This window comes from Rhizobium sp. PEPV16 (genome assembly GCF_008919455.1).
Classification (GTDB): domain Bacteria; phylum Pseudomonadota; class Alphaproteobacteria; order Rhizobiales; family Rhizobiaceae; genus Rhizobium; species Rhizobium leguminosarum_Q.
The window spans coordinates 1-26589 of sequence record NZ_VSZV01000290.1; the positions used below are offsets into that span (position 1 = coordinate 1).

Genomic DNA, 26589 nt, shown 5'->3' on the forward strand with positions numbered 1-26589 from the left:
GGCCCTTCAGCTTCTTGGTGGCACCCCAGACATCCACCATGTCATAGAGGAAGATGCCCGGCATTTGCTTGAGCATCAGCGTGTGAAACTCGTCGAAAATCGCCTGACGCTTCGTCTGGTCGGGTTCCGCATAGGCGGCCTTCATCAACTCGACGGCCTTCGGGTCATCCCACATCAAGGAAGCGTTCTTGTCCTTGTTGCCGACATAGAAGCCGTACATCAGCGCCGGATCGAGCCGCGGCGCGACCGATTGCGAGATGATCTGATAGTTGCCGGACCGGCGGCGATCGACCTGCGTCGCATAGTCGAGCACCTCGATCTGCACATTGAGACCTGCCTGCTGCATCATGGCCTGCGCCATCACCGCGGCAGGGAAGCTTGGCACGTTGCTGCGCTTGTTGGCGATGATGGTAATCGGCTCGCCCTTATAGCCGGCGGTCGCAAGCTCCTTCTTCGCGGCCTCGATGTCGTAGGGCAGACGCTCCTTCTGGACATCGTCGAAATAGAGCGAGTCTTGCGAAACCATCGAACCGTTGGCTGCGCCGGTGCCATTGGAGGCGGCCTCGACGAGCTGGTCGAGATCGAGCGCCATCGCCATGGCGCGGCGCACGCCGGGATTGCTCAGAACCTTGTCGCGCGTCTGGATGTAGAAGAGGTTTTTGCCGTTGTTGCGCGCCACGATTAACTGCATCGTATCGCTAGTCTTGAATTCGGGAATGAGGTCCGGCGAAATCTCCGCGGTATCGAGCACCCCGGACTGAAGGCCGGCCTTTACGGTCGAAGCATCGGGAATGACCATGAACTTGATGCCATCGACGAGAGGGCGTTTGGAGCCGACCATGCCGTCGGGCTTGCCGTCATTCTCTGGCGAGACATAATCATCGAACTTGGCGAGATGGATATACTCGCCCTTCTTCCATTTATCCCATTTGAAGGGACCGGTGCCGATCGGCTTGATGAAGCTTCCGTCCGCGCCGACCGATTCCGGCGAAATCATCCCGGTGTAACCGCATTCGGGGCGCGACATCAGGCCAAGGAAAACTGCGGATGGCTTTTCCAGCGTGATGGTGACGGTCGAAGCATCGACTGCCTTGACCCCCGTAACATGCACGGATCCGCTGCCGTCGAAGTCAGGAAGGCAGGTCCATTTCGTTTCGGGCTTGAGGTAGCGGTTCCAGTTCCACACGACGTCATCGGCGGTCAATGTCTTGCCGTTGTGGAATTTGACGTCGTCCCGCAGTTTGAAGCTGTAGGTCAGCCCATCCGCCGAGACTTCGAAGCTCTTTGCCAGCAGCGACTTGACCTCGCCGTTGTTGGCATAGCCGACGAGCCCCTCGACGATATGCAGGATGACGCCATCGGTATTGCCGTCGCGATTGACGCCCGGATTGTTGCTGCGCAGATCGGAACTTTGAGCCACGACGATGTCGCGGGCGTCAACCACGCCGGTCATCGCCATCAACATGGTGCCTGCAAGAAGAAGCTTGTGCATTGTTCTACCCTCTTTTTATGATCGATAGGATTGGAATTCATCCCAGCAGGCGCGTGAAAGCCTGCCGATGGTTTCAAGCGCGACCGTGTAGCCGGGGGTGCCGTCCGGCATCTCCTGCGGCACGTCGTCGGTATAGGCGGCGATGATGTAGAAGGGGGATCCGTCACGATAGACGATCCCGGCATTCATGCGGCCGCGCTTTCCCGTGCCGCCCTTGTGGGCGACGAGCACACCGAAGGGCAGCCTGGAGGGAATGGCATAACGCAAGATCTGGTTCTTCAGGGTTTGAAGTGCATAGGCGCAAAGCGCCTGCGAGCAGCCGAGCCGGTCCGCGGCTTCCCGCGAATCCTGCGCATCCAGGATGGTCTGCAACAGATAGACCTGATCCCGCGCCGTCGTCGTGGTGACGGCCTTCAATGAATGATCGGGCGACAGCGCCAAGGGAGGGATGAGGAAGCGATGGTTGGTGCCCGTCATGCCGATCGACTTGCAATAGCCGTCAACCTCTTCGAGCGTCAGCCTTTCGAAGACCATCTTGGTGCAGACATTGTCGCTCAGCACCATCATGCCGGTGATGGCATCGCGCAGCGATATGACGATACCGGGCGTCAGATAGCGGAACATTCCGCTCGCCACTTCCTCGGCGAAACGTTTTTCGTAGGTCATCGGTTCGTCGAGGTCCAGGCGGCCTTCATGCGCGGCCTTCAGGGCCGCCATCATGATCGAGGTCTTTCGGGTGCTGGCAGAAGGGGTTTCCTCGTCCGCGCCCCTGCCGATCGTTTCGCCGCTGCCAAGTGCACGCACCATGAAGCGCGTTACGAACGGCTGGGCATCGCAGATCGCGTTCAATCGCTCCGCGAGCTTTCCGGATTCAATCATCGTCGTCATGTCAGTTCTCCAGGCGCCATTTGAGGATCACGCCGCCCTGAGCATTGTGGTCCAGAGCGGGGATGGCCGAGAGAAGCCTTTGCGTATAGGCCTCCTTTGGGCTGTCGAAAACCGTATCGCGGTCGCCCTCCTCGATGATCCGGCCGTCCTGCATGACGACGACGCGATCGGCCACCTGTTCGACCACGCCGAGATCATGGCTGATGAACAGGCAGGAAAAGCCGTAGCGTTTTTGCAGATCGGACAGGAGTTCGAGCACCTGCGCCCTGACAGTCACGTCAAGTGCCGATACCGGTTCGTCGGCGATCAGGAACTTCGGCCGGCGCGCAATGGCGCGGGCAATCGCCACGCGCTGCCGCTGGCCGCCCGAAAGCTCATGCGGGTAGCGCTCGGCATAGTCGGCCCCAAGCCCGACTTCCTCCAGCGTCTCCAGGGCGCGCTTGCGCTTTTCCATGGCGTCGAGATCAGGAACGAGCCGCAGCGCTTCTTCGACGAGCGCGAGGATGGTCATGCGCGGATCGAGCGAGGAATAAGGATCCTGAAACACCATCTGGCAATTCAGCCGATAATCCATCCAATCGTCGTCGCGGCTGCGTCCCTTGAACCGGATATCGCCTTCGCTCTCCCGGACCAGTCCGGCAATGGTGCGCCCGAGCGTGGTCTTGCCGGAACCCGAACCGCCGACCAGCGCCACGACTTCACCCTCGTGGATATCGATGCTGACGCCATGCAGCGCCCGCTTCGGCGTTGCCTTCTTCATCAGCGACCGCCGGCCCGGATAGTCGACGACGATATCCCGCGCCGAGACCATCGGCGCCCTGGTCTTGTCGATCGTGCGCGTCTCTCCGCGGAACGGCAGGGAGGAAAGCAGTTTCTTCGTATAGGCGCGCTGCGGTGCATGGAGCAGATCGGCGGTGCGTCCTTCTTCGACGATCACGCCCTTTTCCATGACGACGATGCGGTTCGTGTAGCGCGCAACCATCGGCAGATCGTGACTGATCAGCAGCACGGCGGTGCCTTCCGCCTGTGTCAGTTCCACCATCAATTCCATGACATCGCGCTGGATCACGGCATCGAGCGCCGTCGTCGGCTCGTCGGCGATCAAGAGTGCCGGCTTCAGCAGCATCACCGATGCCAGCATGATGCGCTGGCGCATGCCGCCTGAGAATTCATGCGGATAGGACGTGAGCGCCCCGGCGGGATCGCGGATCCCGACCCGGTTCAGCATGTCGAGGATCCGGCTGCGCCGTTCTTCCTTCGAAAGTTTCGTATGCAGCTGCAAGCCTTCTTCGAGTTGGCGGCCGACGGTCATCGAGGGATTGAGCGAGGTCATCGGCTCCTGGAAGACGACACCGATTTCCGCACCACGCAATTGGCGTAATTGCGCGCCGTTCATGGAAAGCACGTCGCGTCCCTTGTAGGCAACGGAGCCGCCGATCACCTTGATGGGTGCCGGCAGCAGCGAGATCAGGGCGCGTGTTGCCAGCGTCTTGCCCGATCCGCTTTCCCCGACGATGCCGAAGATCTCGCCCGGCGCGATGTCGAAGCTGACGTCCTTGACGACCTGCACCCCGGTCCCGGTGACCTGAAGGGACAGGTTGCGGACATTCAAAAGCGTTCTATTGGTCATTTCAGCCCCCTCATCCGCGGATCAAGCTTGTCCCGAAGAGCGTCGCCCAGAAGATTGATGCCGAGAAGCGTCAGGGCGATCGCCAGGCCCGGGAAGAGACCCAGCCAGACCGCCTGCTCGATGAATGGTCGGCCGGCAGCCAGCATGTTGCCCCAGGTCGGCGCCGGTGGCGGAACGCCGAGGCCGAGAAAGCTGAGCGCGCTTTCCGAAAGGATCGCCCAGCCGAACATCGAGGTCGCAAGCACGGTGATCGGCGCGATGCAATTGGGCAGGATATGGCGGAACATGGTGTAGAGCTCGCCATTGCCCATCACCTTGGAGGCCTCGATGAATTCCCGCTCGCGCAGCGACAGGACGGCGCCCCGGACAACGCGGGCCATGGATGGAGAATAGGCAATGCCCAGCGCGAAGATGATGCCATATTGATTGGCGCCGAAGACGGCGAGCAATCCCAGCGCCAGAAGGATGCCTGGAAAGGCGAGAAGCGCATTGTTGACGGCCATGATGACGGCATCGATCCAGCCGCGGGCGTAACCGCTGACGAGACCGATCAGCGTGCCGCAGACCGTCGCGAATGTGACCGTCAAGGTGCCGATCCAGACGCTCGCCCGGGCGCCGACGATCAGGCGGCTGAGCACATCGCGGCCGAATTCGTCGGTTCCGAGCCAGTGGGCGCTGCTTGGCGCCGCCAGCCGCGCCGTGAAGCCGAGCTTCATCGGATCATAGGGGGTCCAGAAAAGGCCGATCGCAGCCGAGATCAGCAATGCGGCAATCAGAATGCTGCCGATGAAGCCGTTGAAGGTGACGTTTTTCATTCGGCGACTACCCGCGGATCGAACAAGGGATAAAGCAGGTCGATGACCAAATTGACCAGCACATAGGAAAGCGAGACGAACAACAGGCAACCCTGGATCACGGGGTAGTCGCGAGCAAAAATACTGTCGACCATCAGTCGCCCGAGCCCCGGAATGGTGAAGACCGTCTCGATGACGGCAATGCCGCCGAGCAGATTGCCGAGGATCAGACCGATGACTGTCCAGGTCGGGCCGAAGGCATTCTTGAAGGCGTGCCGCCAGAGGACGGCGCTCTCGGAAAGCCCTTTGGCCCGGGCGTGGGTGATATAGTCGAGACGCAGCACTTCCAGCGTCGAGGCGCGTGCCATACGGATCAACACACCCATCTCGTGAATAACCAGGGTCATGATCGGCAGCACGAGGTAGAGCAGGCCGCCGGTGAGGTTGCTGCCGATCGAGACATAGCCGAGGACCGGTAGCCAGCTGAGTTTCAAGCCGAAGAAAAGCAGAAGCAGGAGGCCGAGCCAGAATGTCGGGATCGACAGCAGGATCGTGGCCGTGCCGACCAGCGCCAGGTCCGTCAGACTGTTCTGCCGCCACGCGGCGATGACACCCGCCGGCACGGCGATGAGGCTCGCCAGAAGCACGGCGACGACGACGATTTCGGCACTGACCAGAAATCGTGATGCGACGAGCGGCAGAACCGCCTCGTCATTGACGATCGAGCGGCCGAAATCACCCTGGACAACATTGGCGGTCCAGATCAGGAACTGTTCCGGCAGCGATTTGTCGAGGCCGAGTTCCGAGCGCATCGCCGCGATCTGCTCCGGCTCGGCCATATCACCCAGCATCAGCGCCGCCGGATCGCCGGGTATGAAGCGGATCAGCGTGAAGACGGTCACCGAAACGAGGACGATCGTCGGCAATGCCATCAACAGGCGGTTCAGAACGAATTTCAGCATTTTTGTTCCCCGCGATGGGCGACGGACAGTGCCCGGCGCCATCGGTTTCATTGCCACGGACTATGATCGAATGAAGAAATATCCGCAATATTATGCGATTCTGTCATAAGTCTATGCGGAATGCGACCGCAACCAAAGCGACTGCGTTGGCGTAAAGGCTCAGGCTAAAAATTTGATTTCAAATATCTTTTTGCGAAAGCTGGATCTGTCGCTTCAAGGCATCGCTCAGAGCGTGGGCGGCAATCGAGAGTGGTGTCCCAACCGCCCTCGCCAATCCGAATTCCTGGGTCGCGCGTGGCACGAAAGGACGGTGAACCACCGGCAGGTGGCGATAGAGATTCGCATAGAAGCTGCTGATGATCGTGACCCCAAGGCCATGCGCGACGTAGGAGCAGGCCGAACTGTTGGTATGCGTCTCGATCTTGACGATCTGCTTGACGCCGGCCCGCCGGAAGCTCTGGTCGAGTGCCATGCGGTTCGGCCGTTGACGGCCAATCAGAATGAGGGGCACGTCCCGCAAATTCCTGACCGTGATTTCCTCCAGTTTCGCAAGAGGATGATCCTTCGGAACGACGCAGACGCTTTCGCCGGTGGCGACGCGCTCGACCTCGATGCCCGGTCCGCTCTCGCCCTCCATGCGCAGAAAGCCGAAATCGATCACCCTCTGCTCGACGAGCTTGTTGATCGCGGTCGTCGTCTCGAAGAAGGTTTCGATCCGCACACCGGGGAAATCGCTGATGTAATCGGCCAGCATGGCCGGCGCGAAGTGCTCCCACATGCTGCTCGGCAGGCCGATGCGGACGATCTCCGGGCCGGCGGCGCCGCTTCTTAAGTCCTCCGCGTGGCCCGACATCCGATCGACCGCCAGCAAGATGTTCTCGGCATCGCGGGCAAGAAGCAGGGCCTCGGGGGTGGGGATGAGACGGCCTTTATCGCGCACGAAAAGCGACATCGAAAGGTCCGCCTCGAGCTGCTGGAGAAGGCGGCTGACGCCGGACTGACTGAGCCCCATCGTCTTTGCCGTGGCAATCGTCGACCCCGTCGCCAGAAGCGTGCGCAGGACTTCCAGTTGCTTGATATTCATGCGTTTGCGATCCCCCGGGACGGTTCAGGCACCGTCATCATGACCAGTCCGAAATGCTATGAAGGAAGAGGCTGGCGGCCTTGGGCATCGGAAATTTCTCTCCGCTGATCAGCGCGTAGGCAACCGGCAGTTCCGGTTCGAGCGGAATGAACTGCAGCGGCAGCGTCGCGTATTCGCGGGCGATGATCTCGCCGACCAGCGCAATGCCGAGCCCCTGCGCGGCCAGCGCGCAGGCACTCGCCACCGAATGCGCTTCTAGCAAGGGGCGTTGGCGGATTCCTGATTTGTAGAACAACGCCTCAAGCTCATGGCGAACGGGTCGCTCCCTGTTCAGCACGATCAGATCCTGCCCCTTCAGGTCGGCGACCGACAATTGGCGGCTGCCGGCTTTCGGATGATCGTTGTGCAGGGCGCAAATGACCCGCGACGACAGGATCTTCTCCTGTTTCAACCCCGGGCTCATCAGCGGCAGACGCGCGAAGCCGAGATCGGCCTCGCCGTCGGCCACCATCCGCTCAATTGCAAGATAGCTGCCGGATGCGACTTCGACGCGCATTGGACCATTCGCGGCGAGAAAGTTCTTCAGCAGCTTCGGAATGCGCGTCGAGGAAAGACTGGAGGGAAAGGCGAGCCGCAGCATGATCTCGCGCGATCGGCCGCTCTCGAGCTCCATCGCAGCCGTTTTCAAGGCGCGCAGCCGGTCGGAAATGGCACGGATTTCCGGGCCGAGCTGCAGCCCCTCGCGGGTCGGTTGCAGCCGGTTCTTTTCCCGGTCGAAAAGCCGGACGCCGAGATAGTCTTCCAATTGCTGCAACAAGCGACTGGCGTTCGATTGCGAGATCCCAAGCTCGACGGAAGCGGCGATCGTCGAGCCCGTCGCGGCGATCGCGTCATAGGCCTCGATATGCTTCAGGCTGATCGCCGCACTCGTGTCTCGCGCCATTCTGTCTCCAATGTCGATAGCCCTACCCGCAAACCGCATAAGATTGCGGAGCTGCGGAAAGTTGAACATTTTCCGCTGAGAACCAAACTCACGGAAAGACTTTCGTCAATGGCCACCATTCTCCGGAAGATCGCAGAACAGGTCCTATCGCGAACGACGTTCTCAGACCTCGCCATGGACCGGGCAAGAGATGCTGCGGTGGACACCATCGGCTGTATGATTGCAGGCAGCGGCGATGAAAGCGTCGCCGCGCTCACCCGCGCCTTCGACGGGGAAATCGCCGGAGGCGGCGCAGCGCGGCTCGTCACCGGCGGCTCCGCTTCGCCCTCTTTCGCCGCGCTCATCAACGCAACGGCGGCTCATGCGCTCGATTTCGATGACAATTTCCATCCGGCAAGGGCGCATGCTTCCGCGGTACTGCTGCCGGCGCTGCTGGCGGTTCTGACGCGCGGCAAGGTGACAAGCGGAAGACGGTTTCTCGAAGCCTATCTGGCTGGGCTGGAAGCGCAGGCGGCGATCGGCTTCGGCGTCAATCCCTCTCACTACAACAGGGGCTGGCACGCAACGGCGACGGTCGGCAGCATCGGGGCTGCGGCTGGCGTGGCTCGGCTTCTCGGCGCCGACGAAGAAAGCCTGGTCGCGGCGATGAGCCTCGCGACGAGCTTCGCCTGCGGCCCGAAAGGGCAATTCGGCACGACCGCCAAACCGCTTCATGCCGGCATTGCCGCGCGCAATGCCGTGGACGCGGCGCGCATGGCGCTGGCGGGCATGAGCGGGCGGCCGGATATCCTCGAACGGCCGCAAGGCTTCCTCGATCTTTTCGGGGGCGATGATGCCAAGGGCTGGGAAGACCTGACATTCGACGAGGACCATATCATCGAAAGCCGGGGCGTGGTGACCAAGCGCCATCCCTGCTGCGCCTCGACCCATCGCGCGATCGATGCGCTTCTGGATCTGAGGCAGGAGCATGGGCTTTTGGCGGACGACATTGTCACGATCGAGACGAAAGTCGGCATATCCGCTGCCCGCAACCTCGCTTATCCCGAGCCTGCCGACGAGATGCAGGCCCGCTTCTCAATGCAATATTGCCTGGCGACAGCTTTGCTCAAAGGCTCCCTTAGCCTTTCGGACTTTACACGGCAGGAGATTGGGCGAGCGGAAATCCGGGAATTCATGCCGCGCATCGAAATGCAGTCCTATTCGGCTGATGAGGAAAAAGGCGTGGAGCGCCTCCCGCATGTCGTCACGGTCACGATGCGCGACGGGCGCATTTTGAACAAGTCTCGCTTGCATGCGAAGGGATCGCTTGAAGCGCCGATGAGCGTTCATGAACGTGAAGTCAAATTCATGGACTGCTTGCGCTGGGGAAATCGGAATGTGTCCGGCGCCTCTTTCCTGCAGCTTCGCGGGCTTGCCGATGTTGAAAACCTGTCCGGCGACGATCCCTTCTGGAGCCTGATCGCGGACCGTCAGTCGCCTTGACAAGCCGCGGGACGGAAAAGCGGCGGAAATGGCTCCCCGCCGCAGCTCGTTCAAGTCCGGCCTTCTCAGGCGAGGTATTTCGTAAACCAGTCGACCGTCCGCTGCCAGGCGAGCTTGGCTGCCGCTTCGTCGTAGCGGGGCGTGGAATCATTGTGAAAGCCGTGATTGACGTCGGGATAGATGTAGGCCTCGAATGTTTTTCCGGCGGACTTCAGGGCAGCTTCATAGGCCGGCCAGCCTTCGTTGATCCCCTTGTCCAGACCGGCATAGTGGAGAAGCAATGGCGCCTTGATCTTCGGCACGTCTTCGGCGCGCGGCTGCCGGCCGTAGAACGGCACGGCTGCGGCAAGCTCCGGATAGGCCACCGCCGCAGCGTTGGCGACGCCGCCGCCATAGCAGAAGCCGGTGATGCCGACCTTGCCTGTGGTGAGATCGTTGTTCATCAAAAATTCGACCGCCGCGAAGAAGTCGTTCATCAGCTTTTCCGGGTCGACTTTCTGCTGGAGTTCGCGTCCCTTTTCGTCGTTGCCGGGATAGCCTCCGACCGAGGTAAGGCCATCCGGCGCAAGAGCGATGAACCCCGCCTTTGCCACGCGCCGCGCCACATCTTCGATATAGGGGTTCAGACCTCTGTTCTCGTGCACGACCACCACAGCCGCAACTTTGCCGGTCGCGTTTTTGGGACGGACGAGATAGCCGCGGACATCGCCATTTCCCTTTGGCGAGGGATAGGTGATGTATTCGGCCGATATATCGGGATCGGTGAACTCGACTTGGGTCGCCAGCGCATAGTCGGGGCTCAGCGATGAAAGAATGGCGGCTGCCGTAAGCCCGCCGACAGCGAATTTGCCGGCCCGGTCGAGAAACTCGCGTTTGGTAATTTTCCCGTGCGCGTAGTAATCGTAGAGTTCGAGAAGTTCCTGAGGGAAATCCTTGGCTGTCATACGGGTCATGATGGCTCCTCCGTGCCTTCGGGTCTCGCATCATCCTACACACGTAAACTCACGAGTCTTTTCAACATTTCGCGAGTCCCGCGTGTGCTTGCCGGACCGATCGTCGGCTGCGCCAACAGTCGCTGAATTCGCTGCCTCGGCGTCAAGAGATGCGCCCTCTTCCCTTTGGCAATCGGCATCCGGTCGGTTGCAGGCAGCAATCGGCCGCCGGCTATCGATCTATGAAAATTAATTTCATGCTCGCGCTTCCATGCCCGTTTTCTATTGACGCCTCCCGATTTTTGTCCCAACTTAAAGAAAATAAATTACTAAATGGGAACCTGATCGGCATGAAAGTGGGAATCATCGGGCTAGGATTCCGGCTCGGCTATCTCGGCTATGTTTTCAAGGCAATCGATAGCAGCTTCGACATTGTCGGCTATGTGGATCCGGAACCCGCCGGACTTCCCGGATTGACGGAAAAGGGTATTTCAGTCGGCAAGGCCTATGGTTCGCCGGAAGAGCTCCTCGCCTCCGAAAAGCTCGATCTGTTGATGATCGGCTCTCCCAATCACCTGCATCTCGACCATATCAGGCTCGGGCTTCAAGCCGGTCTCAAGGTCTTCTGCGAAAAGCCGATCGTCACGACGATCGCCGAAAGCATCGAACTTGCGCATCTGATGGCAAAATTCGGCCATGAGCGACTGATGGTCGGTCTCGTGCTGCGCTATTCTCCTCTTTACAAGGATCTCCGCGCCATCCAGGCCGAGGGCAAGCTTGGTCAGATCGTGTCGATCGAGGCTTCCGAACATATCGAGCCTTATCACGGCGCCTTCTTCATGCGCGACTGGCGCCGCTATGAGCGCTATTCCGGCAGCTTCATGCTGGAGAAATGCTGCCACGACCTCGATCTTTACAATGGCGTCGCAGGCGCACGGCCGGAACGCGTCGCAAGTTTCGGCGGCCGCAAGAGCTTCATTCCGGCCAACGACCCGGCACGTGAGGGCATCAACGACCTCGAGCTTTTCCACCGCAAGCCGAGCGGATGGATGGGATCGGACAAGGTCTTCGACAGCGATGCCGATATCATCGACTATCAGGTGGCGATCGTCGAATATGCCAATGGCGTCGGCATGAACTTTCACACCAATCTCAACGTGCCCGACCAGTTCCGCCGTTTCGCCATCATGGGTTCGCGCGGCATGGCCGAAGGCGATTTCGTCCGCGGCTATCTCGACGTTCACGAACAGCTGACCGGCAATAAGGTGGTCGAAAACAAATATGCCGCCACCGAGCTCTCCCAGCACTACGGCGCCGATGAACAGATGGCGAGCGACCTGCTTGAAAGCGTACGCACCGGGCTCGAACTTCCTGTTTCCACGCTGAACGCGCTCGAAGCCGGCATCCTCGCCTTGGCGATGGACGAAGCGAGGATGAAGAAAACAGTCGTCGACCTCAGACCCGTCTGGGACCGCTTCGACGAAGCCCTTCACGCGAGAGCGGCTTGAGGAGGGCGGCAAGATGAGTGTTCAAAGAAGCACCTTCATCTTCGCTTGCATCCTTCTTCTTCCGGCTGTGCTCTATGTTCTAGCGATCGTCGCCTATCCGCTGGTCGATACGTTCATTCTCTCTTTCACCGACGCGTCGCTCAGGAAGACCACCAACTGGGTCGGCTGGGCTAATTACGAGAAGATCTTCAACGAGCGGTTTGCGGAAGTGATCATCCGCACCTTCGTCTGGACCTTCTTCTCCGTTGCCCTGAAAATGGTTATCGGCACATTCGGCGCATGCATGCTGAATGCCGCGGTCCCCGGCCGCTCGCTGTTCCGGCTTTTGACCATGCCGCCGTGGATCGTGCCGATGGCGATCGGCATCTTCATGTGGGGCTGGATGTATAATGGCCAGTTCGGGATGATATCGGGCCTGTTGCAGCGCTTCGGTCTCGTCGACGGACCGGTCGCCTTCCTTGCCTACGGAAGTACCGCCTTCTGGGCAACGATCATCACCGACGTTTGGATCGGCGTGCCACTGGTGACGATCTACTTCCTGGCAGCGATCCAATCCATTCCGAAGGATCTCTACGAGGCCGCCTGGACCGACGGCGCCGGCCGCTGGTACCGCTTCCGCCGCATCACGCTGCCGCTGATGGTTCCGGCGATCATCACCATGTCGATGCTCTCGCTGATCGCCACCTTCAACTCGTTCGACATCATCTGGATCCTGACGCAGGGCGGACCGAGCGGCGAGACGACGACGATGATCATCGATACCTATCAGACCGCGATCGGCTCGAAGAAATACGGTGAAGGTGCAGCGCGCGCCGTTTTGATCTGCATCTTCCTGTCGCTCTTCTGCTTCGCCTATTTCCGCGTCACCCGCCGCCTCAATCCGGAGAAGCGCGCATGAGCAACGCAGCCATGATCGACCGTTACCGCTGGTGGGAAATCATCCTGATCTATTGCGGCATCGCGCTGTTTCTTTTCTTCGTGCTGTCGCCCTTCGTCGAAGGTTTCCTGGTTTCGCTGAAGCCGCTCAGCCAACTCTTCTCCTCGCCCTATCGCTTCTGGCCGGAGAACGGCTCGTTTGAAGCCTACCGGACGATGTGGATCAGCGTGCCGGGCTTCGGGCGCTATATCTTCAACTCGTTCTTCATCTCGATCATCGTCACGCTGATCGTGCTCTGCCTCGTCATTCCAGCGGCTTATGCCTTTGCGAAGTTCGAATTCAGGGGCATGGGCATCCTGCTCGGTGCCTTCCTGACGGTGAACATGTTTTCCGGTGCCGTGCTGTTGATCCCGCTCTTCCGGCTGATGCGCAGCATCGGCGTGCTCAACACCTATCTCGCCATGATCGTGCCGGGCGTCGCCTTCCTGATCCCCTCGGCGATCTGGCTGCTGCGTACCTACATGATCCGTATCCCGCAGGAACTCAACGAAGCGGCCTACATGGATGGCGCCAGCCATTTCTACACGCTGCGCCGGGTCATCCTGCCCATTGCGATGCCGGGGATTATCGTCGTCGCCATCACCACCTTCATCGGCGCTTACGCCCAGCAATTCATCTTCGCGCTGACGTTCAACTCGAAGACCGAATACATGCCCTTGCCGGTGGGGCTCTTTGCTTACTTCGGCAAGCAGGAGGTCATCTGGAACGAACTGATGGCGGCTTCCTTCGTCGGTATCGCGCCGGCGATGGTCGTCATCTTCTTCCTTCAGCGCTACCTTGTCGGCGGGCTGACCGCCGGTGCGGTGAAACAATAAGACCAAAAAACGAGTGAACAGCTAACACAAGAATGGGAGTCACGACGTGAGCATATCAATCAAGACAGGCCTTATGGCGCTCGCCCTGCTCGGTTCGACGGCACTGACCGCCGTCACTGCCCAGGCCGCCGACAAGGAAATCAGCTGGATCTATTGCGGCGACACGATCGACCCGGTCCACACCAAATACATCAAGCAATGGGAAGAAAAGAACGCGGGCTGGAAGGTCGCCCCCGAGGTCGTCGGATGGGCGCAGTGCCAGGACAAGGCAACGACGCTTGCTGCCGCCGGCACGCCGGTGGCGATGGCCTATGTCGGCTCGCGCACGCTGAAGGAATTTGCGCAGAACGACCTGATCGTTCCGGTGCCGATGACGGACGACGAGAAGAAGACCTACTATCCGAACATCGTCAACACTGTGACCTTCGAGGGCACGCAGTGGGGCGTTCCGATCGCTTTCTCCACCAAGGCGCTTTACTGGAACAAAGATCTTTTCAAGCAGGCCGGCCTCGATCCCGAGACGCCGCCGAAGACTTGGGCTGAAGAAATCGAGATGGCGAAGACCATCAAGGAAAAGACCGGCATTCCGGGCTTCGGTCTCTCCGCCAAGACCTTCGACAACACGATGCACCAGTTCATGCATTGGGTTTACACCAACAACGGCACGGTGATCGATGCGGACGGTAAAGTTACGCTCGACAGCCCGCAGATTCTCGCCGCGCTGAAGGCCTACAAGGATATCGTCCCCTACTCCGAAGAAGGCCCGACGGCCTACGAGCAGAACGAAGTCCGCGCCATCTTCCTCGACGGCAAGGTGGCGATGATCCAGGCCGGCTCGGGTGCAGCCGACCGCCTGAAGGCGACGAAGATCAGCTGGGGCATTACCACGCTGCCGCTCGGCCCCGACGCCAAGGGTCCCGGCACGCTGCTGATCACCGACAGCTTGGCGATCTTCAAGGGCTCGGGTGTAGAGGACAAGGCGACGGAATTTGCCAAGTTCATCACGTCGCCGGATGTGCAGTCCGAATATGAACTGCAGGGCGGCGCCGGCCTCACACCGCTGCGTCCGTCGCCCAAGGTCGATGAATTCGTCGCCAAGGATCCGCACTGGAAGCCTTTGATCGAAGGCATCAGCTACGGCGGCCCGGAGCCGCTCTTCACCGACTATAAAGGCTTCCAGAACTCGATGATCGAGATGATCCAATCCGTCGTGACGGGCAAGGCCGAACCGGAAGCCGCGCTCAAGAAGGCGGCGGGCGAAATCGAAGCCTTCAAATAAACCCCTCGAGCTCTCTGGGATCGCGGGATGTGACATCCGCGATCCCTTCCCTGACGATGAACGCGCGACCAAGGCTGCCGGTGGAGATAGATTTTTGGGACAACTCCTTCTCAACAAAGTTCAGAAATTCTATGGCGATTACGAAGTTCTGAAGGGCGTGCAGCTCGAGGTGCGGAACGGCGAGTTCGTCGTTTTCGTCGGACCGTCGGGCTGCGGCAAGTCCACGCTCTTGCGCATGATCGCAGGTCTCGACGCGACGACCGCCGGCGACATCGTCATTAATGGCGTCAGGGTCAACGATCTGCCGCCGGTCAAGCGCGGCATCGCCATGGTGTTCCAGTCCTACGCGCTTTATCCACACATGACTGTTTTCGAGAACATCGCCTTCCCGCTTCGGGTCGAAAGGATGGAAGAGGAAAAGCTCAAGGCCAAGGTGGAGAACGCGGCGCGCATCCTTCACCTCGAACAGCGGCTGCAGCAGAAACCCGGCATGCTGTCCGGCGGCCAGCGCCAGCGCGTCGCGATCGGCCGCGCCATCGTGCGCGAGCCAAAGATATTCCTGTTCGATGAGCCGCTGTCCAACCTCGACGCAGCACTTCGCGCCGACATGCGTATCGAGCTTGCCAAGCTGCACAGGCAGTTGAAGGCGACGATGATCTATGTGACGCACGACCAGGTCGAGGCGATGACCATGGCCGACCGTATCGTCGTGCTGGATTCCGGTGACATCTCCCAGACGGGCGCGCCGCTGGAGCTTTATCACAAGCCCGCAAACCAGTTTGTCGCCGGCTTCATCGGCAATCCGAAAATGAATTTCCGCCCGTAATCTGCAAGGGCGTCAGCGCCAATGGCGTCGAGGTGGATTATCAAGGCCAGACAGCCGTTCTGCCGGTGACGCCGCGCGACGGCATGGCCGGCAAGGCTTTAACGCTCGGCATCCGGCCGGAGCATATCCAGCTTGGCGGCGGCGATATCGTCTTTACCGTGACCCCGACAGTCATCGAGCGCCTCGGGGCAAATACGGTCGCTTACGCCTCGCTCAACGGAGAGTCCGAGAATTTCTGCGCCATGCTGCCGGGCAGCGTTGGCATCCGTGCGGACGCGCCGGTCGCGACCGGCATCAATGCCGCAGATTGCCACCTCTTCGACGAGGCGGGCATAGCTTTCGAGCGCCGCGTTGAGCTGACCGAAATCGATATGAACGTGATCAACCCGACGGCGGCTTGAACCGACTGGCTCCGTTTCAGAGGTTTGTCCTGCCAGGGATCGGTTCCGGGCAGGAAATGACACGCGAGGTGATTGCAAACAACGGTTTGAGGGAACAATGACCAAAAGCTGCCGTTAGGGGCACAAGGCTAGCGGAGGTAGTCGTGATCCACCATGTCTCGGTTGGGACGAATGATGTTGCGCGCTTGAAGCGCTTCTACGACGCCGTTTTACCCATCGTCGGAATTGTGCCGATGGCCGAGGACGAGGGTGGACTTGGTTACGGCAGTGGTACGTTTCATTTCAGCGTCCAGGTTCCGATTGATGGAAAACCAGCGACCGTGGGCAATGGCACTCATATCGCCTTTGCTGTCGAGGACCGTTCGATGGTCAATCAATTTTACGCAGCAGCACTAAAATATGGCGGCAGCGACGATGGCGCTCCGGGCCTGCGGCCGAACTATGATGCGAACTATTATGGAGCGTTCGTCCGCGATCCGGACGGTCACAAGATCGAGGCCGTGACCTACTCCGCAAAATGACTCGCTCACGGAGGCGCGCATGCCGACCCTTCCCTATGCAATTCTCGAAGCCCCCTCCACGCTGGGCTTGGCGACCGAAGGTGTGGAGCACTTGCCCGACCGACTAATGGATCTCGGTCTTGCGGAGCGCATCCATTCGCACCGCGCCGAGCGGCTGGCCGTCCCTCCGAAGGACCCTATGCCCGATCCCGAGACCGGTATCCTAAATGCCAGGGCAATCGCGGCGTGGTCGCCCAAGCTCGCCGACGCGGTGGAAGCGGTGCTTGACGCGGGTAGATTTCCGGTTGTGCTGGGCGGCGATTGCACGATCCTAATGGGCTCGATGCTCGCCTTTCGACGGCGCGGCCGCTACGGCCTGTTCTTCATCGACGGCAACGCTGATTTCTTTCAGCCCGAGGCGGAACCCAATGGTGAGGGCGCCTCGATGGATCTTGCCTTGGTCACCGGCCGCGGCCCATCGCTCCTGACTGATATCGAAGGTCGCGGTCCTTTGGTCCGTCCCGAAGACGCCGTCGCCTTCGCATATCGCGATCATAAGGATCAGGAGGAGTTCGGAAGCCAGCCGCTTCCCAAGGAGCTCAAGGCGATTGACCTTCCCGCCGTGCGCGCGATGGGCATCGAGGCCGCCGCGCGCGAAGCGGTCGACCACCTGACGCGAGAGGAATTGCACGGCTTCTTCATCCATCTCGACGCCGATTGCCTCGACGACGTCCTCATGCCGGCTGTCGATTTCCGTGTGCCGGGCGGGTTGTCATGGGATGAGTTAGGAACCGCGCTTCGGGTTGCCTTGGCGAGCGGCAAGGCAGTCGGTATCGAGATCACCATCTACAATCCGCGCCTTGATGAGGACGGCAGCGCCGGCCGCGGCCTGGCCGACGTACTAGCCGCAGCGCTCGGAACAGCAGCGCCCTGAACACGGCGAGCACGTCTGTTTTCCGCCGCGGACGGGCGTGTCGAGATGGGGGGCACTGCATGGTCAGGCTCCTTGTTGAAGCTCGTCATGCTCTGCCTTTGCCAGACGACGTTCAATTCAGGCGCCAACTCCAGCCTGGACCTGGACCCTCAACCGCATACGCCCTCCCGCGCAGCGGGTTCCTTCATCGGCCCGATGCGGACATTGGCACGTGACGGGCCACGGCCTATCGCCGATCGGGGAAGACGCACGTTCGAGATCGGGTCGTTGGCCGGAAAGTTCGATCACCGCTGGCGCCGCCTTCCTGGTTCGTTGTTGCCGGGCGGCCCGCGTGGTAGAGTGGCGGCGAGTTCAGGCAAAATAGCTTTACAACACTCCAAGCGTCATGACTTTCGTGTCGCGCGCTGCAGTAGCTGCGATGAGTATTTTATGGAGAGAACAGCCGTGACAGTCCCGGAGGACGATTTTTTCGTCCTCTCGAGCTTGCCGCCAAGTCGGGCGCAAAAGCAGCTCGCTCTTGCTTTTGTGCTTGGCCTGTTGGCCGTCTACGTGTTGATCACTGTTGGTCCGTTCTCGGGCATCCATCTGAGCCGGGTCGACGCCTTCGTCCCGGCCTACGCGACAGCGATGTTCGTGAACGATTCGATCACCGCAATCCTCCTGTACACTCAGTTTTCCATCCTGCGCTCACGTGCCACGCTCCTGATCGCAAGCGGATATCTCTTTACTGCGCTCATGCTAATCCCGTTTGTCCTGGCGTTTCCAGGTCTGTTCACGCCAAAGGGCGGCCTGGTGGGCGGCATGCAGAGTACGTCATGGATCTACTTCTTCCAGCACGCTGGCTTTCCCCTATTTGTCGTAGGCTATGCCCTCTCAAAGGGCTCGAACCCCAGCAAACGATTTTGGCAGGGTACCGTGCGTGCGGAGATTACCCTCAGTGTCGCCCTGACCGCAGTTGTGGTCTCTTTAGCGTCATTTCTTTTCATTGCGGGCGAAGCGTTATTGCCGAGCGTGACCCTTGATTCCACTCGCCTCAGCCCGGTGTGGCCCTATGTAGGCGCGCCCGTCGCGTTGCTAAGTATCGCCGCCATGATCGTGCTCTGGATCCGGCGACACTCAATGCTCGATCTTTGGCTGATGGTCGTGATGCTCTTATTCACGATAGAGATGCCTTTAAGCTATTACCCCGATCCGGCTCGCTTCAGCCTCGGCTGGTATACCGTGCGCGTCTTCGGAGTTCTGTCCAGCGGTCTCGTCCTTATGGTTCTGCTTCACGAAATAACGACCCTTTATACGCGGCTTCTCGGAGCGGTCCGTGGCCAGCGTCACGAGCGCGAGGCGCGACTGGTAACCGGCGAGGCAGTCGCAGCCACGGTTGCGCATGAAGTCAAACAACCTCTATCTGGCATGATAACGAGCGCCGATGCCGGCCTGCGCTTTCTCGGTCGCTCGATGCCCGATCTGGAGGAAGCAAAGGAGGCATTCAAGCAGATTATCGCCGGTGGTCATCGCGCGGCAGCGGTGATCGACGGAATTAGAACGATCTTCAAGAAAGAAGACCGCAAGCGAGCTCCGCTCGACCTCAACAGCCTTATCGGGGAAACACTCGCCCTGGTGCGAGAGGGTCTGGCGAAACACCGGATAATGGTCGAAGCCGAGCTGGATGAACGCCTGCCGCGGGTAACAGGCGATCGAATCCAGCTACAGCAGTTGCTTGTAAACCTGATCACGAACGCCATCGATTCCATGGCTGCGGTCGGCGGGGCGCGGGTGCTGTCCGTGAAATCCAAGTTGCATGACGATGGCCACGTAACGGTTTCGGTTGCGGACACTGGAACAGGAATTGGTTCGCAAGACGTGGATCGAATATTCAACCCGCTCTTCACGACAAAGCCCGACGGTATGGGGATGGGCCTGTCGATTTGCAGATCGATCGTCGAAGCCCACGATGGTCGGTTGTGGGCGGCCCCGAACACGCCCCGGGGTGCTATATTTCATTTTAGCGCAATTCGCTCTGTCTCCGCATGAGGAGGATCCGTCTGTGATCAAAGTCGCACCGAACAGTTCGCAGCCGACGACAGAGGTCGAGCCTGCTGTCTATGTGATCGATGACGACGTCGGAATCCGCGACTCGCTCGGCCTGTTATTCCGCTCGGTCGGTTTGCGCGCCGAACTATTCCGTTCGGCGAACGAACTCATGCAAAGCAAGCTGCCTCCGATCCCGAGCTGCCTGGTTCTCGATGTTCGGCTACCGGGGTTGAGCGGCTTCGAGCTCCATGCCGAGTTGACCAAGGCCGATGTCCATATTCCCATCATCTTCATCACTGCACACGGCGATATCCCCATGTCCGTACGGGCTATGAAAGCCGGCGCTGTCGACTTCATCACCAAGCCGTTTCGCGACCAGGATATGTTGGATGCCGTCACTGCTGCGATCACCCGCGACCGGGCCAGGCTGGATGCCGATCGCGCACGGCTCGACTTAAAGGGCCTGTTCGACAGCCTGACTTCGCGCGAACAGGAGGTGATGGGGCTCGTCGCTACCGGCTTAATGAACAAACAGATCGCCGCTCACATCGGCCTCAGCGAGATTACGGTTAAGATTCATCGCGGCCACGCGATGAAGAAGATGCGTGCGAAATCGCTCGCGGACCTGGTCAAAATGGCCGAAGCACTCGGTATCGGCCGGGAAATGTCCTCGTAGCCTCATATCTATGTATGACTTTCGAACGCAGCCGACTCGTACCATTGTCGGTGCGCATAGATGGGCCAATCGCTTGCCAGACACCCCCGTTATATCAATCGTCGACGACGACGAATCCGTTCGAAGCGGAACTGCGAGTCTTGTACGGTCGCTTGGGTTTGTCGCCCACGCTTTCCCATCCGCACGTGCGTTCTTGCATTCGGAACAACTGGCTCAAACCTCGTGTCTGATTTCAGACATCCAGATGCCGGAGATGAGCGGAATCGAGTTGCACGATATCTTGCGCACGCGTGGACATAACACGCCCATCATTTTCATCACGGCCTTTCTCGATGAAAAGGCGCACGCTCAAGCGTTGGTTCGAGGCGCCGTCTGCTTTTTGAGCAAGCCTTTAGACGGCGACACGCTGTCTCGCTGCCTCGACGTTGCATTGAAAAACAATGCCGGTGAGAGCGACTAGCGCCTCGCTGATCGCTGGGCGCGATCAGGCTCAGCAGACCCTAAAGTCCAATAGTCGAAGCGCATCCGTTCAACCGAGGGACGCTAAGGCCCGTCGGGGCCCATAAACCTAGGTATGACCGCCATAAACGAAAATGCGGTCACGACCAACCTACGTCCGATGGAGCGCGCACTGGAGTGAGAGCACAACTAAAGTGTTCAACCACTGTAGTGGCATCGCGCAACGAAGGAGACTGATCATGTCCACGGCATCCCCGGCGCCAAATCGGCGCGACTTTCTTACCACATCGGCCACCGTATTGCTTGCCACTTCGGCAGGCGCTGCCGCGTTCAATTTCACATCGTCTCAGCCGGCGGTCGCGGCCGAAGCCAATTCAATCCGCCCCTTCACCGTCAGCTTCCCGCAGGAGGAGATCAACGAGCTACGCCGCCGTATCGTCGCCACGCGCTGGCCCGAGCGGGAGCTGGTGACCGAAGCAGCTTCTCGGCGGACTTCGGCGACGTTGGCGGCAGGCGACACACAAGGCGTGCAACTCGCGACGATGCAGAAGCTCATTCAGTACTGGGGAACGGAATATGATTGGAGCAAGTGCGAGGCACGCCTGAAGTCGTTGCCGCATTTCGTCACCGAGATCGACGGGCTGGACATCCACTTCATCCACGTGAAATCAAGCCATCAGGGTGCGCTGCCGGTCATCATCACGCACGGCTGGCCCGGTTCGGTCATCGAGCTGCTGAAGGTCATCGATCCGCTCACGAACCCCACGGCGCATGGTGGAACCGCGGCCGATGCATTCGACGTGGTGATCCCGTCGATGCCAGGCTACGGCTTTTCCGGCAAGCCGACTGAGCCCGGTTGGGATCCGATTCGCATCGCGAAAGCGTGGACCGTGCTGATGAAGCGCCTCGGTTACGACCGGTACGTCGCGCAGGGCGGCGACTGGGGGGCTCTCATCACCGAACAGATGGCTCTGATGGCGCCTCCCGAGCTGATCGCCATCCACACCAACATGCCAGCGACCATTCCGCCCGAGATTGTGAAGGCGCTTGCCGCCGGCAGTCCGCCTCCCGCCGATCTCGGGCCCGACGAAAAGCGCGCCTACGAGCAGGTCGCCTTCTTCTACAAGTTCGGCCTGGGCTATGCCAACGAGATGGCGCTGCGTCCGCAGACGCTTTACGGGCTCGTCGATTCACCCGCCGGCCTGGCGTCATGGATTCTCGATCACGATGCGGACAGTTATGCCCTGATAGCCCGCTCCTTCGATGGAGAGCCGGAGGGCCTTACCCGCGACGACATCCTCGACAACATCACGCTCTATTGGCTGACCAACACGGCCATCTCGTCGGCCCGGCTCTATTGGGAACACCGGCAAACGGCGAAGGCGGGCTTCTTCGACGCCAAAGGCATCACCATTCCCGTCGGCGTGAGCGCGAACCCCAGCGAGATCTACACGGCGCCGAAGAGTTGGACCGAGCGCGCATTCCCGAAGCTCCTGCATTACGGCCGCCCGCCCAAGGGCTGCCACTTCGCGGCATGGGAACAGCCGAAGTACTTCACCGACGACGTGCGCGCATCGTTCAAGACGTTGCGGACGGCGTGAAGTGTTGAGCGGGGATGGCGCGCCGGACGTGCGCGTCACCCTCTGGCGATTAACCCCCAGCGCATCTCCAAAAGGAGAGAATGCAATGAACCTTCTCATCCAGACGCTCACCGCACTCGCGGCTTGCACCGTGTTCGCCACGGGTGCGTTCGCCCAGAGCACGGTCGTGCCCATCGACAACGAGCCCGCGCCAAAGCTGATCGTGGAGCCGCCGCTTCCGGGTCCGTTGGCTGGGGGGGTGGTGTTCATCCCGTACCGGGTGGAGAACCTGCGCATCCTGCCTGTCGGTGGGCCGGCCGCGCGCAACGTGTCTCCGCGGGTCGGGCATCTGCACCTCACCGTCGACGACCTGCCCTGGGCGTGGGCGGATTACGGTCAAAGCGACACCATCATCCTGGTGGGCATGCCGCGCGGTCAGCACAAGCTCCTAGTCGAGGTGGTGGACGCCGAAGGTAACGTCTTCACCAAGAAAACGGTGACGTTCCACTCGCCGGGCAAGGAGATTCAGCCATGAAGCTCCACAAGTTGGCGACCGTGCTGGCATTCGGGCTTTGCATCTTTTCCGCCTTGGCCAACCCCAGTGCCGCGCTTGCCGGCTTCGATCAGGGCGAGCTGGTAACCATCCCGTTGCTGCCATGTGCGGCGGATTGGAGCGCCTACGAGGCGGCACGCCAGAAACTTATCCCGAGTCTGTCGCTGAACAAGTCGCCGGCGCGCTACCGCGCCGCCGAAGCGGCATAACAATGCATTCTCAAGCAAACCAAGCCAATGGAGGCTAACATGAACATTGCCCAGCAGCACAGCAAAACCGAAGGCGAAGCCAGGAAATCCCGCCCCCTCGACATGAAGCTCGAGGCCATTGTGCTCCCCGTTTCGGACGTCGCACGCTCGAAGCAGTTCTACGAAGGCTTGGGCTGGAGGCTCGACGGTGATTTCGTCGTCGGCGACACATTCCGGGCGATGCAGTTCACGCCTCCGGGCTCGCCGGCCTCGATCCATTTCGGCACCGGCATTACACCGGCCGCGCCTGGCTCCGCGAGCGGGCTTTTTCCTCGTCGTGTCGGACATTGAGGCGGCGCGCGCCGAACTCATTGGCCACGGCGTCGAGGTGAGCGAAGTGTTCCACCGCGCCGGTCCAGGCAAACCAGCGGTCAGCGGCAGGCATCCAGAACGGCAGAGCTATTCCTCTTACGCAACCTTCAAGGATCCAGACGGCAATGAGTGGCTGCTGCAGGAGGTCACCACCCGCCTCCCTGGCCGGATCGGCTCCAACACCACCAACTACACTTCCGTAGCGGACCTTGCTGCTGCCATGCGGCGCGCGTCGGAAGCCCATGGCGAGCACGAAAAGCGCAACGGCGGCCAGCGCGACGAGAACTGGCCCAACTGGTACGCCGAGTACATGGTGGCGGAGCAAACCGGCAAGCCGCTGCCACTTTGAGAAATTCGGCGCCCGTGAGATTTCGGGTGCTGATCGACGGACAGCCGCCAGTCGCGGCTCACGGAATTGACATTGACGAAAAAAGCGAAGGCACGGTGACGGAGCAGCGCCTGTACCAACTGATCCGCCAACCGTACCCCATCGTCGATCGCCAGTTCGAGATCGAGTTTCTCGACTCGGATGTGCAGGTCTTCGCATTCACGTTCGGCTGATTGTCTGCGCAACGAAAGAGGTTTCCCAAATGCATTCGCTCAATATCCCGGATGGGATCGACCAAGATCGTCGCCGGTTCTTAGGCACCGCCGCGATGGCTGTCGCAGCCACTCAGCTCGGTCTGATCGCTCCGGCAGCAGCACAGCAGGCAACCGAAGCGCCAGCAACATCTTTCGGGCCGTTGAATCAGATCGACGCCGGCGTGCTGAGCGTCGGCTATGCCGACATAGGACCCGCCAGCGGCCCCCCGGTCATCCTGCTGCACGGATGGCCATACGACATCCACACCTATGTCGATGTCGCGCCCTTGCTTGCGTTGAAGGGATACCGCGTGATCGTGCCGTATCTGCGCGGTTATGGCACGACGCGCTTTCTTTCAAGCGAAACGGTCCGCAACGGCCAGCAGTCGGCGATCGCGCTCGACATCATCGCCTTGATGGATGCTCTGAAGATCGAGAAGGCAACCATCGGCGGTTGTGACTGGGGTGCGCGGACTGCCTGCATTATCGCGGCGCTGTGGCCGGAGCGCTGCAAAGCCTTGGTCGCGGTGAGCGGTTATCTGATCGGCAGCCAGGAAGCCAACAAGATGCCGCTGCCGCCAAAGACTGAGCTGCAATGGTGGTACCAGTATTATTTTGCGACGGAACGCGGCCGGGCCGGCTACGAGGCAAACCGGCAGGATTTTGCGAAGCTCATTTGGCAGATTGCCTCGCCGAAATGGGACTTTGATGACGCCACCTTCAATCGAAGCGCGGCGTCTTTCGACAATTCGGATCATGTCGGCATCGTGATCCACAACTACCGCTGGCGGCTCGGCTTGGCCGAAGGCGAGCCGAAGTATGACGATCTCGAAAAGCGGCTTGCCGAGCTTCCCGTCATCATCGTGCCAACCATCACGCTTGAGGGTGATGCCAACGGCGCGCCACATCCGAATCCGAGCGCCTACGCCAAGAAATTCTCGGGCAGGTATGAGCACCGGACGATCGACGGCGGCATCGGGCATAATTTGCCGCAGGAAGCTCCGCAAGCCTTCGCGAAAGCTGTCGTCGAAGCTGGCGATCATTGATTGGTCTATAGGCGCCGCTGCAATGGACAAGCTGCAATGGACAAGAAGAAGAGAACTATTTCCCAGCCACGCCGGACTTCGAACGGCTTTTGGCCGATTTGAACTAGCCCACCAGAGAGGACGAATATGATTATCCAAGACTCTGTACTGTTCATAACAGGCGCAAATCGCGGACTGGGTTTGGCCTTTGCTGAGGAAGCCCTTAAACGCGGCGCAATGAAGGTCTACGCAGGTGTGCGCAATCCGTCTGATGCGACTGGCCCGGGGATCATACAGGTCAGACTGGATGTAACCGATCACGCCTCGATAGCCGAAGCCGCGAAGCAATGCGGGGACACCACCTTGCTGATCAACAACGCTGGCATTGCCCGTTTGACTAGCAGCACCCTTGATCCGAGCATGATCGAGGGAGCGCGGGAGATCTTCGAGACAAACTATTTCGGAGTGATCGCCGTCAGCCAGGCATTCGCTCCGATCCTTGCCAGGAACGGCGGCGGAGCGATCATCAATGTGTTGTCCGACGCGACCTGGTATGCCCGGCCTATGCTTGCCGCATATTCGGCTTCGAAATCCGCGGCCTGGAGCTTCACAAACGCCTTGCGTATCGAACTCCGCGGCCAGAAGACGGCAGTGCTCGGTTTGCATGTGAGCTTCATGGATACGGACATGACCCATGGATTCGACATGAAGAAAATCAGTCCGCGGCAGGCGGTGGAAGCCGCCTTGATCGGCCTTGAGGCTTACAAGGAAGAGGTGCTCGCTGATGATTTCACCCGAGAGGTTAAGCGAAGCCTCTCCGACGGAAAGCCAATCTACCTCGATCCGCCACCACTCGGCTGAATGGCATAGCTGTGATTGGCAATTCCAGTCGTCCCGGCCGTTCTGTCCTCAAAGACCGCTTTTGCTGAAGCCGTCGTTGTCGTTGCCGCTCAAGGCCAGCAACGTGCCACCTATAGTCGTCACGCCTTGTTTCCTGAAGGTCCGCTCTTCCCTCTTGAACGCTGACGGACCGCTTCCCGCCCCAAAGAGGACGTTCGCCCGTAGAGCCTATCTCCGCGATTGGAAGGAAGTCATCCGCCGCGCGCACGTCTTGCGATATCAGCGACTGCATTCTTGCTGATACCGATCGCTAACAATCCACCAATAACTGCGGCCTTCGGCGATAAGGCCCATTTGGCCCTCAATCGGAAGCGGCTCCTAACAGACGAGACCGCGGGCCGCGACATTCTCGACGCGGGTAACGATGCCCCCCCGGTGGAAGACCATCGTATCGAACAGATTGGACACCACGCAGGTGTGGTTCGGGATGATGAAGAGCTTCTGGCCGATTTGCGGCCGGGGGCCGGCACAATTCGACAGGTCGATCACGCCGTGTTCTTCCGAGAGGCTGCTGATCCGCGCCTCGGGATAACCGACGATCAGGCCGTAATCGCTAAAACCCTGAAGATCCGAGGTCAACGCCTTCGACCCGGCATCGATGACGGCGCGATCGGCGTTTGGCCGTGACACGACGGTCGCCAGCACGTGCATGGCGCAATCGTCCTCGGTGCAATGGCCCATGCGCACCATCTGGCGATCATTGTAGATATAGGTGCCGGCGCGGTGTTCCGTGGCCGAGGTGACGAGATGCGCCTCGAAGAGGCTTGGCGTTCCGCCATTGCTGACGATCGGGCAGCTTATGCCTTCCGAAGTCAGCTG

Annotated in this window: 23 protein-coding genes and 4 pseudogenes; 18 read left to right on the top strand and 9 right to left on the bottom strand. The window is 60.1% G+C overall.

Annotated features, from left to right (window positions below; genetic code table 11):
* From FY112_RS13935 to FY112_RS13965, 7 genes are all read right to left on the bottom strand, one after another.
* Window positions 1–1492, bottom strand: a 1492-nt coding sequence (locus FY112_RS13935; RefSeq protein WP_151518602.1) for an ABC transporter substrate-binding protein, incomplete at its 3' end; no start/stop codon positions are given.
* A gap of 15 nt (window positions 1493–1507) precedes the next feature.
* On the bottom strand, window positions 1508–2380 hold the full coding sequence (locus tag FY112_RS13940) for a serine hydrolase (protein WP_131623544.1): 873 nt from the start codon (window positions 2378–2380) through the stop codon (window positions 1508–1510).
* 1 nt (window position 2381) lies between these two features.
* A complete protein-coding gene (locus FY112_RS13945; RefSeq protein WP_131623542.1) occupies window positions 2382–4010 on the bottom strand; it encodes an ABC transporter ATP-binding protein in 1629 nt (542 codons plus the stop codon).
* Window positions 4007–4825 carry an ABC transporter permease gene (locus FY112_RS13950; protein WP_017992060.1) on the bottom strand — a complete coding sequence of 273 codons (819 nt, stop codon included), beginning with the start codon at window positions 4823–4825 and terminating at the stop codon, window positions 4007–4009. Before FY112_RS13950 ends, FY112_RS13945 begins: the two co-directional genes overlap by 4 nt.
* Window positions 4822–5766, bottom strand: a complete 945-nt coding sequence (locus tag FY112_RS13955) for an ABC transporter permease (protein WP_131623540.1) — start codon at window positions 5764–5766, stop codon at window positions 4822–4824. Before FY112_RS13955 ends, FY112_RS13950 begins: the two co-directional genes overlap by 4 nt.
* Before the next feature lie 178 nt (window positions 5767–5944).
* Entirely contained in the window at window positions 5945–6850 is a 906-nt protein-coding gene (locus tag FY112_RS13960) for a LysR family transcriptional regulator (RefSeq protein WP_017958110.1), read from the bottom strand.
* Between the two features lie 37 nt (window positions 6851–6887).
* Window positions 6888–7862: a LysR family transcriptional regulator gene (locus FY112_RS13965; protein WP_017958111.1), complete on the bottom strand. Its 975-nt coding sequence runs from the start codon at window positions 7860–7862 to the stop codon at window positions 6888–6890.
* 39 nt (window positions 7863–7901) lie between these two features.
* Here FY112_RS13965 and FY112_RS13970 point away from each other — a divergent pair, with 39 nt between their 5' ends.
* Complete coding sequence (locus FY112_RS13970) at window positions 7902–9275, top strand: MmgE/PrpD family protein (RefSeq protein ID WP_017958112.1); 1374 nt, start codon at window positions 7902–7904, stop codon at window positions 9273–9275.
* Between the two features lie 65 nt (window positions 9276–9340).
* Here FY112_RS13970 and yghX read toward each other — a convergent pair whose 3' ends face one another.
* Window positions 9341–10228 (bottom strand): YghX family hydrolase, encoded by an 888-nt coding sequence (gene yghX, locus FY112_RS13975; protein WP_151518603.1) that lies wholly within the window; start codon window positions 10226–10228, stop codon window positions 9341–9343.
* Between the two features lie 329 nt (window positions 10229–10557).
* On the opposite strand from yghX, the gene FY112_RS13980 reads away from it, so the two are divergent.
* From FY112_RS13980 to FY112_RS14060, 17 genes and pseudogenes are all read left to right on the top strand, one after another.
* On the top strand, window positions 10558–11715 hold the full coding sequence (locus tag FY112_RS13980) for a Gfo/Idh/MocA family oxidoreductase (RefSeq protein ID WP_017958114.1): 1158 nt from the start codon (window positions 10558–10560) through the stop codon (window positions 11713–11715).
* Window positions 11716–11728: 13 nt separating this feature from the next.
* Window positions 11729–12613 (top strand): sugar ABC transporter permease, encoded by an 885-nt coding sequence (locus FY112_RS13985; protein ID WP_017958115.1) that lies wholly within the window; start codon window positions 11729–11731, stop codon window positions 12611–12613.
* Window positions 12610–13467 (top strand): carbohydrate ABC transporter permease, encoded by an 858-nt coding sequence (locus FY112_RS13990; protein ID WP_003553169.1) that lies wholly within the window; start codon window positions 12610–12612, stop codon window positions 13465–13467. Before FY112_RS13985 ends, FY112_RS13990 begins: the two co-directional genes overlap by 4 nt.
* Window positions 13468–13540: 73 nt before the next feature.
* Window positions 13541–14746, top strand: coding sequence for an ABC transporter substrate-binding protein (locus tag FY112_RS13995; RefSeq protein WP_017958116.1), 1206 nt, complete (start codon window positions 13541–13543; stop codon window positions 14744–14746).
* A gap of 94 nt (window positions 14747–14840) precedes the next feature.
* Window positions 14841–15973, top strand: a pseudogene (gene ugpC / locus FY112_RS14000) (sn-glycerol-3-phosphate ABC transporter ATP-binding protein UgpC).
* A 143-nt stretch (window positions 15974–16116) separates the two neighbouring features.
* The gene (locus FY112_RS14005; RefSeq protein WP_151518604.1) at window positions 16117–16494 is read left to right on the top strand and encodes a VOC family protein; all 378 of its coding nucleotides are present in this window, start codon (window positions 16117–16119) and stop codon (window positions 16492–16494) included.
* A 19-nt stretch (window positions 16495–16513) separates the two neighbouring features.
* Window positions 16514–17407 carry an arginase family protein gene (locus tag FY112_RS14010; RefSeq protein ID WP_131628882.1) on the top strand — a complete coding sequence of 298 codons (894 nt, stop codon included), beginning with the start codon at window positions 16514–16516 and terminating at the stop codon, window positions 17405–17407.
* Window positions 17408–17482: 75 nt separating this feature from the next.
* Complete coding sequence (locus FY112_RS14015; RefSeq protein ID WP_246700671.1) at window positions 17483–19435, top strand: MASE4 domain-containing protein; 1953 nt, start codon at window positions 17483–17485, stop codon at window positions 19433–19435.
* Between the two features lie 13 nt (window positions 19436–19448).
* Window positions 19449–20111 (top strand): response regulator, encoded by a 663-nt coding sequence (locus FY112_RS14020; protein WP_027665509.1) that lies wholly within the window; start codon window positions 19449–19451, stop codon window positions 20109–20111.
* A 10-nt stretch (window positions 20112–20121) separates the two neighbouring features.
* Window positions 20122–20571 carry a response regulator gene (locus FY112_RS14025; RefSeq protein WP_151518605.1) on the top strand — a complete coding sequence of 150 codons (450 nt, stop codon included), beginning with the start codon at window positions 20122–20124 and terminating at the stop codon, window positions 20569–20571.
* 238 nt (window positions 20572–20809) lie between these two features.
* Window positions 20810–22171, top strand: coding sequence for an epoxide hydrolase family protein (locus FY112_RS14030; RefSeq protein ID WP_151518606.1), 1362 nt, complete (start codon window positions 20810–20812; stop codon window positions 22169–22171).
* A gap of 85 nt (window positions 22172–22256) precedes the next feature.
* Window positions 22257–22685, top strand: coding sequence for a DUF6130 family protein (locus FY112_RS14035; protein WP_027665506.1), 429 nt, complete (start codon window positions 22257–22259; stop codon window positions 22683–22685).
* Between the two features lie 68 nt (window positions 22686–22753).
* Window positions 22754–22912: pseudogene (locus tag FY112_RS14040) on the top strand (SDR family oxidoreductase); the annotation flags it as partial.
* Window positions 22913–22951: 39 nt separating this feature from the next.
* A pseudogene (locus tag FY112_RS37735) lies at window positions 22952–23612 on the top strand (VOC family protein).
* A gap of 26 nt (window positions 23613–23638) precedes the next feature.
* The gene (locus tag FY112_RS37740) at window positions 23639–23824 is read left to right on the top strand and encodes a hypothetical protein (protein ID WP_151518607.1); all 186 of its coding nucleotides are present in this window, start codon (window positions 23639–23641) and stop codon (window positions 23822–23824) included.
* A gap of 44 nt (window positions 23825–23868) precedes the next feature.
* A complete protein-coding gene (locus FY112_RS14055) occupies window positions 23869–24891 on the top strand; it encodes an alpha/beta hydrolase (protein WP_151518610.1) in 1023 nt (340 codons plus the stop codon).
* A gap of 126 nt (window positions 24892–25017) precedes the next feature.
* Window positions 25018–25731: an SDR family oxidoreductase gene (locus tag FY112_RS14060; protein ID WP_151518608.1), complete on the top strand. Its 714-nt coding sequence runs from the start codon at window positions 25018–25020 to the stop codon at window positions 25729–25731.
* Window positions 25732–26088: 357 nt separating this feature from the next.
* Here the strand turns inward: FY112_RS14060 and FY112_RS14065 are convergent.
* A pseudogene (locus FY112_RS14065) lies at window positions 26089–26589 on the bottom strand (D-TA family PLP-dependent enzyme); the annotation flags it as partial.